Annotated in this window: 8 protein-coding genes; 4 read left to right on the top strand and 4 right to left on the bottom strand. The window is 50.6% G+C overall.

The genetic code is table 11. From position 1 onward, the window contains the following. The coding region (locus AC5OW4_RS13810; protein WP_493677103.1) for a glycerophosphodiester phosphodiesterase family protein at positions 1–193 on the top strand (193 nt) is incomplete at its 5' end. Between the two features lie 287 nt (positions 194–480). On the opposite strand, the gene AC5OW4_RS13805 is transcribed toward AC5OW4_RS13810, so the two are convergent. The 4 genes from AC5OW4_RS13805 to AC5OW4_RS13790 all read right to left on the bottom strand — a co-directional run bounded on the left by AC5OW4_RS13805 (position 481) and on the right by AC5OW4_RS13790 (position 3,223). Beyond that, positions 481–810, bottom strand: coding sequence for a CPBP family glutamic-type intramembrane protease (locus tag AC5OW4_RS13805; RefSeq protein ID WP_493677104.1), 330 nt, complete (start codon positions 808–810; stop codon positions 481–483). A gap of 659 nt (positions 811–1,469) precedes the next feature. Continuing rightward, positions 1,470–2,384, bottom strand: a complete 915-nt coding sequence (locus AC5OW4_RS13800) for an SPFH domain-containing protein (protein ID WP_072684756.1) — start codon at positions 2,382–2,384, stop codon at positions 1,470–1,472. A 27-nt stretch (positions 2,385–2,411) separates the two neighbouring features. Beyond that, positions 2,412–2,843: an NfeD family protein gene (locus AC5OW4_RS13795; protein WP_072684757.1), complete on the bottom strand. Its 432-nt coding sequence runs from the start codon at positions 2,841–2,843 to the stop codon at positions 2,412–2,414. 14 nt (positions 2,844–2,857) lie between these two features. Further along, entirely contained in the window at positions 2,858–3,223 is a 366-nt protein-coding gene (locus tag AC5OW4_RS13790; RefSeq protein WP_020224318.1) for a hypothetical protein, read from the bottom strand. Positions 3,224–3,374: 151 nt separating this feature from the next. On the opposite strand from AC5OW4_RS13790, the gene AC5OW4_RS13785 reads away from it, so the two are divergent. The 3 genes from AC5OW4_RS13785 to AC5OW4_RS13775 form a co-directional block, all read left to right on the top strand. Continuing rightward, positions 3,375–4,133, top strand: a complete 759-nt coding sequence (locus AC5OW4_RS13785; protein ID WP_493677102.1) for an alpha/beta fold hydrolase — start codon at positions 3,375–3,377, stop codon at positions 4,131–4,133. Position 4,134: 1 nt separating this feature from the next. Next, a complete protein-coding gene (locus AC5OW4_RS13780; protein ID WP_083538554.1) occupies positions 4,135–5,742 on the top strand; it encodes a Mur ligase family protein in 1,608 nt (535 codons plus the stop codon). Positions 5,743–5,755: 13 nt separating this feature from the next. Beyond that, positions 5,756–6,615 (top strand): glycosylasparaginase (locus AC5OW4_RS13775; protein WP_493677101.1); only part of this gene is annotated, 860 nt, incomplete at its 3' end.

Below are 6,615 nucleotides of genomic sequence, written 5' to 3'. Positions count from 1 at the left end.
CTTCCGATCTTATGTCTGGACGGTAGACGATTACAATAAGATGAGCAATTATCTCGATATGGGCGTCAGCGGCCTGATCACAAATTACCCGGATCTGGCACGGGAGGAAGCGGACGCTTACATGGATCGCTATCCGCAATATTACCAATACCAGGGCAGGGGATACCCGATCTACGAATGGGAAACGGAATAAGCGGCAGGACTGCGCAGGGGAAGACACGATTGGAGAACGAGGATCATTTGATTAACGTGCCAGACGGCCATCTGAAGAGCAGTGAAGGCAAGAGACGGCAGGAAAAGAGCGTTTATTTGAATTCTTATTGAAAAAATAGAAAACAGGCATAAAAGACAGCGCAATCAGAGAGTGAACCGGACTCAAATCAAATTGAGCATTCCGGGATCTCGGGAGCAGCTGTCTTTATTTTCTGGGATTGGACAGGGGGAAAATCAGGTTTTATGCGGCATACTGTCTGCGTCAGCTTACTCAAAAACCAACCAGGCGCCGAAGGTGATAAAGCGGATCAGGTCAGCCAGAGTATGCGCGCCGACTGCGGAAGTCAGATCGACAATCCATTGCAGCAAGGCAAACGGTAGACCGAAGGCAGCGGTCATGACGAGCAGACTGCCGATTTCAGCCATGCCGGGGAAATGAATCAGAACCTGCGGCGGGATCATGATCAAAAGGCAAAAAAACGTCTGGATGTGACTGAATTTTTTCTTTCCAGCGACTTCGACGTAAAATGCGTAAAGGAAGGTGCGGAATAAAATCTCCTCAAACAAGCCGGCCCGCAGCGCATCAAACAGGAAGATCAGACAAAAGCGGCAGCATCGTTAACTGACCCAGACAAGGCCCAGATTCAAACGTCCCAGAACGATCCCCGCGCCTGAAATCCACCCCATCGTCCGCTGAAATTCTTTTTTTCCATTGGTCAGAAGATAAAATGAGGGGATGCGGCGTCTTTTGCAACCTGGCTGTGGAAGCGATATAACCGGACAGGACAAAGAACCCCATTAAAGGATGGAAAACCATGGCGATGGCCGCAAAAACCATCACAAAACAAGATCAGACCGGCGGATGTTGTTTTAATAACGGATCAGAAAATCCATGCCCAGAGCCGCAAATAAGACAAACCACAAAACCATCATGTTTAGAATTACAGTAAGAATGCCCAATCCAATGAATCCGGCACAGAGAAGTCCCGGACGAAATGTTGACGACCTGTTTTTTGTCGTTGATAATCCTCTTTTTAACGTTTTTTCACCAAGGGGGTGGAGGATGAAGAAGCAGGATGAAGGACGAAGAAAGCTCTGAATTGCGATCGTAAACGAGAAAATAAAATCAGGCTGAACAGACTTGAACAGGCTGGAGAGAACGTGGGAAAATCCTGTCAGGATCAAAGCCGGGAATCCGGGAAGCTGATGTTCTTTCGGCAGATTAAAAAAAGGCGCCCAACGGACGCCTTGTGGTCTTATTCTTTATTTTCGACAGGTTTGACGACTTCCGCCAGCGAAGCCAGCGTGCCGGTGATATCCTGCAGGTTGCTTGGGACGATCAGCTTGGTCGCCTTGCCGTCCGCCATCTTCTGCAGCGTTTCATAACCCTTCAAGGTTAAGAATTCCAGGCTTGGATCGGAATTCTTGATCATTTCAATACCTTTAGCCTGTGCAGCGTACAGCCGTTCAGTTGCCTGAGCCTGGCCTTCCGCTTCCGCGATCATGGCTTCCTTCTTCGCCGTAGCGCGCAGAATCATGGATTCCTTTTCGCCTTCCGCGGTCAGGATTGCCGATTTCTTTTCACCTTCGGCACGCAGGATCGCTTCACGACGTTCCCGTTCCGCCCGCATCTGCTTTTCCATTGATTCCTGGATGTCGCGCGGCGGGATGATGTTCTTGACTTCAACACGGCCGACCTTGACGCCCCATGGATCCGTTGCTTCGTCCAAAATTGCGCGCATCTTCGTATTGATGATATCGCGGGAAGTCAGCGTCTCATCCAGCTCCAGCTCACCGATGATGTTTCGCAGCGTTGTCGCCGTCAGATTTTCCAAAGCGCTGATCGGCCGTTCGACGCCGTAAGTATACAGCTTCGGATCGGTAATCTGAAAGTAGACGACCGTATCGATCTGCATCGTAACGTTATCCTTGGTGATGACCGGCTGCGGATCAAAATCCTTGACGATCTCTTTTAACGAAACCTTGTTGGCGACGCGGTCGATAAACGGTACCATGAAATGCGGACCAGTATGCCACGTGCTGTGGTAAGCGCCCAGGCGCTCAACGACATAAGCTTTGGCCTGCGGCACGATTCGGACGCAGTAGCAAATCACTGCAATGGCAATCAGGAAGATGACCAGGAAGACTAATATTTGTAAGAACCCATTCATAATTTATTTCCTTTCTCGACTGAAACCTCAGTCCTCTATTTTTTTCACGAGGAGTTTTGCGCCCTCGATCGCAACGATTTCCACTAACGATCCCTCATTGATCGGATGCCCGTCGACGCTGATCGCGTTCCAGACCACACCGTTCACCTTGAGTTCGCCCCAGGCTTCCCCGGTAATGTCTTTCAGAAGCTGGACATGTCGGCCGATCACCCGGTCGGCGTTCGTCGCGACAATATTGCCTCGTAAATACTGGGAAGCCATCGGCCGGATCGCTGCCAGACAAACTAACGACGCCGCAAAGAAGATGACGACCTGCCAGATAAAGGCCAGATTCAACGCCAGCGCGCCCAAGGCAAACAACGCTCCGACACAGAACCAGATACTGACAAGGCTGGTCGCCGTCGCCAGTTCAACGACCAGCGCCCCCAAGAATACCAGAATCCATAAACCGAAATACATTTTTCCTCACCTCCTTATACGGGATTGTTCAGATCAATAATCAGCATTTTTTCGCGTTCATCAAACTGCGCGGGAACTTTAATCCCGTTGCATTCGATGCCTGTCAGCTGGGCGATTTCCTCAATCAGCGCTTTGTTGCTGATGCGGGCATATCCCTTTCCCATGGATACTTTATGCAGCTGCTCCAGCGGGATGAGCTTTAAATCTACCTCTCGCTTGGTCACGGGGCGGATTGCAACTTTCCGTTCTTCCCGGTCGAGTCCGATACAGCACCATCGAATATCTTCAAAATAGGCAGCCGCTACGTTGTTTAACGTGAAATTGTTCGGATACAAGGTCACTAACATCGTGTAGGCGTTGCCCTTAACCCACTCAAACATGACTTCGATCTCCTTTCTATACCATGCCCTTATTATACGCTGAATCCTCAAAATCTTCAATATCTTATTTTGCTTATTCTGAATATTATTTTTGTACTTTCCAAGCTTGTGAAGATTGCATATAATAAAGTAGAAACAATGGAGGATTTTTATGCCGCAAATTAAAATTAACGGACTGAATATTGAAGTTGCGACGGAAGGTCAGGGCCGCGATGTAGTGCTGTTGCACGGCTGGCGGCAGCGGATGATCATGATGGAACCCATCTACAATCATCTTAAAGCCCATTTTCGGGTTTTTAATTTCGATTTTCCCGGTTTTGGCAAAAGCGACGAACCGCCGGTTGCCTGGGGCGTCCCGGAATATCGGGAGTTTCTCGAAGCGTTTTGCCGGACCTTTGATATCCATGATCCGATTCTGATCGGTCATTCCTTCGGCTGCCGGGTGGCCGTTCACTACGCGGTAAAGAATCCCGTGCATAAGATGGTGCTGACCGGCGCGGCGGGAATCCGGCCGAAGCAAACCTGGCAGGCCAAGCTCAAAATTGCAGGCTACAAAGCGGCGAAAAAAGCGATCACGCTGGTCGGCAGTGAAACGATGCTGGAAGACTTCAAACGCAAATCAGGTTCCGACGATTACCGCAGCGCAACCGGCATTATGCGCGAAACCTTTGTTAAAGTTGTCAACGACGATGTCAGCGGGATGCTGGAAGACGTTACGGTTCCGGTCTTGTTGGTCTGGGGCGAAAACGACGAAGCAGCGCCTTTATGGATGGGGAAACAGATGGAAGCGAAGATGAAGAATGCCGGACTGGCAATTTTTGAAGGGGACGATCATTTCGCGTATTTCAACCAGAGCGCCCGGTTTAATCGGTGTCTGGATGTCTTTTTAAAGGAAGACTGGGAGGAATGACATGGAGTTTTTAAGACAGATTCAGGATTTATTAGAGAAAGTGCTGTTTTCAGCACTGCTTTTGTGTATGATGGTGATTCCCTGGAAGCATGCTTTGCACATGTTCCAGCAGAACCGGTATGAGCCGGGGCGGTATATTCAGTGGGGAAAAGATCAGCTGAAAGTGTGGAAGCACTGGCTGTTTCCTGTGCTGATTCTCGTTCTGGCGCTCGGCTGCATAGTGATTCCGGATTACCGGCTGGGGAAGATCGCGACGGTGTGGCTGGCGGTGTTTGTCGGCGGGATTACTTTATATCGGGAAAAGAAAAAAAACTATATCAAACCGCTGGCGGTGACCGCGCGGGTTAAACGGCAGATCGCCGTCATGCTTGTGCTGAACTGCCTGTGGCTGATCCCGGCGGTCATGCTGACGGATTATCCGTTATGGGCGTTGTGGGTTGTCGCAGCGTGCTGGATCAACTGGCTTTTAATCTTTCCCATGGCCTGGATTACCAGTCCGTTTGAGAAGTTGATCAAAAAACACTATATGAAGCTGGCAAAGGAAATTTTGAAGAGTCATGACCGGTTGATTAAGATCGGGATTACGGGCAGCTACGGCAAGACCTCTTCAAAAAATATTCTTCAGCAGATTCTTTCTGAGAAGTTCTATTCGCTGCCGACGCCGGCGTCGTTCAACACGCCGATGGGAATCACGATCACCATCCGCGAACAGCTGAAACCGACGCATGAGGTGTTCATTTGCGAGATGGGGGCGGATCATGTCGGCGATATCGAGCAGCTGATGGATTTTGTGCAGCCGCAGATCGGCTTAGTAACCTCGATCGGTCCGCAGCATCTGAATACGTTTGGTTCTCAGGAAAATATCGTCACGGAAAAAATGAAGATGATCGAGAAGCTGCCGGTCACGGGCTTCGGTGTATTGAATAAGGATAACGAGCTGATCCGGAATTACTATATCAAAAATAAGTGTCCGATCGCCTGGTATGGCATCGAACAGGAAGACGTGGATTACCGGGCTGTGAATATCAGCTTTGGTCCGCAGGGATCCTCGTTTGATATCCATACGCGCGAGGGTGCGGATATTCCGTTTAAAACGCGTTTATTGGGTGAACACAACATTGCGAATATTCTGGCGGCTGTGGCGGTTGGCCGGCATCTGGGTGTCAGTTGGGAACAGCTGCAGAGTGCAGTGGCGCAGGTGCGGTATGTCGAGCATCGGCTGGAAGTGAAGAAGATTAATGGTTATACGTTTATTGACGACGCGTTTAATTCAAATCCGGTGGGCTCTGCGATGTCTTTGCAGGTGCTGAAGACAATGCCGGGCACCCGGTTTATCGTCACGCCGGGGATGATCGATCTGGGTCCGCGTCAGCATGAGATCAATAAGCAGTTCGGCATGAAAATGAAGGATTGCGCGGATGAGGTCATTCTGGTGGGCAAGCGGCAGACGGAGCCGATTGTCGAGGGATTACAGGCTTGCGGATTTGATATGGCGCACGTGCATATCGTCGCAACGGTGAAGGAAGCGTTTGGTCTTGTTTATCAAAAGGCAGCCTACACGGATACCATTTTATTGGAAAATGATTTGCCGGATGCGTTTAATCAATAAGGAGCCAAAATCAATGAAGTGGACTTTAATCGCAACGTGGAAAATGGCGGCGGAAGGCATGCGGCTGGCGGAAGCGAATTTGCGGAAATCAGGCTCGGCCGATCAGGCGCTGGAGACGGTGATCACCGCAGTCGAAAGGGATCCGCGGTTTCATTCCGTCGGTTATTCGGGACTGCCGAATCAGGCGGGCGTCGTGCAGTTGGACGGTGGTTATATGAACGGTGATACGTTATCCATCGGAGCGGTCGGCTGTGTTGAAAATGTAGCGTCGGCGTTTAAGCTGGCGCGGCATTGTGCGGATCAGCAGTTTAATAATTTCCTGGTTGGCGAGGGTGCATCGCAGTTTGCGGTTCAGTCAGGCATGGAAACGATGGAATTATTAACTCCGGAAGCGAAGATGATTTATGAGCAGCGCCGGGCGGAGCCGGAACCGTTATCCAGTTATAAAGGGCATGATACGGTTGGGGTTTGTTGTCTGGATAGGCAGGGAACGTTGGCGGCTGGAACATCGACTTCGGGACTGTTCATGAAGAAGCCGGGGCGCGTAGGCGATTCGCCGGTCTGCGGGAGTGGTTTCTATGCGGATAGCGAGATCGGGGCTGCGGCCGCTACGGGCGTGGGCGAAGAAATCATGAAAGGGTGTCTGAGCTATGAGGTGGTACGCCGGCTGCAGCAGGGACTGGATCCTCAGAGAGCGGCTTCATCGCTCGTTGCGGAATTCACGCAAAAGTTAATTCAGAAACGGGGCCGGGCCGACGCGATTTCCTTAATCTGCGTCGATAAGGAAGGGCGCTGGGGTGTTGGTACGAATATCAAGTTTGCTTTCGTGGTCAGTGATCAGGATCATCCGGCTCAGATTTATGTTGCGGAAGA

The sequence above is a fragment of the Holdemania sp. genome (genome assembly GCF_986127675.1).
Note: the sequence above shows the minus strand (reverse complement) of the source record. Positions and strands in the feature narration are given on the sequence as shown.

What these genes read in the sequence shown, in the direction of transcription:
- AC5OW4_RS13780 (WP_083538554.1), top strand. Translation starts at nt 4,135, where the DNA reads ATGGAGTTTTTAAGACAGATTCAGGATTTATTAGAGAAAGTGCTGTTT.
- AC5OW4_RS13800 (WP_072684756.1), bottom strand. Translation starts at nt 2,384, where the DNA reads ATGAATGGGTTCTTACAAATATTAGTCTTCCTGGTCATCTTCCTGATT.
- AC5OW4_RS13795 (WP_072684757.1), bottom strand. Translation starts at nt 2,843, where the DNA reads ATGTATTTCGGTTTATGGATTCTGGTATTCTTGGGGGCGCTGGTCGTT.
- AC5OW4_RS13790 (WP_020224318.1), bottom strand. Translation starts at nt 3,223, where the DNA reads ATGTTTGAGTGGGTTAAGGGCAACGCCTACACGATGTTAGTGACCTTG.
- AC5OW4_RS13785 (WP_493677102.1), top strand. Translation starts at nt 3,375, where the DNA reads ATGCCGCAAATTAAAATTAACGGACTGAATATTGAAGTTGCGACGGAA.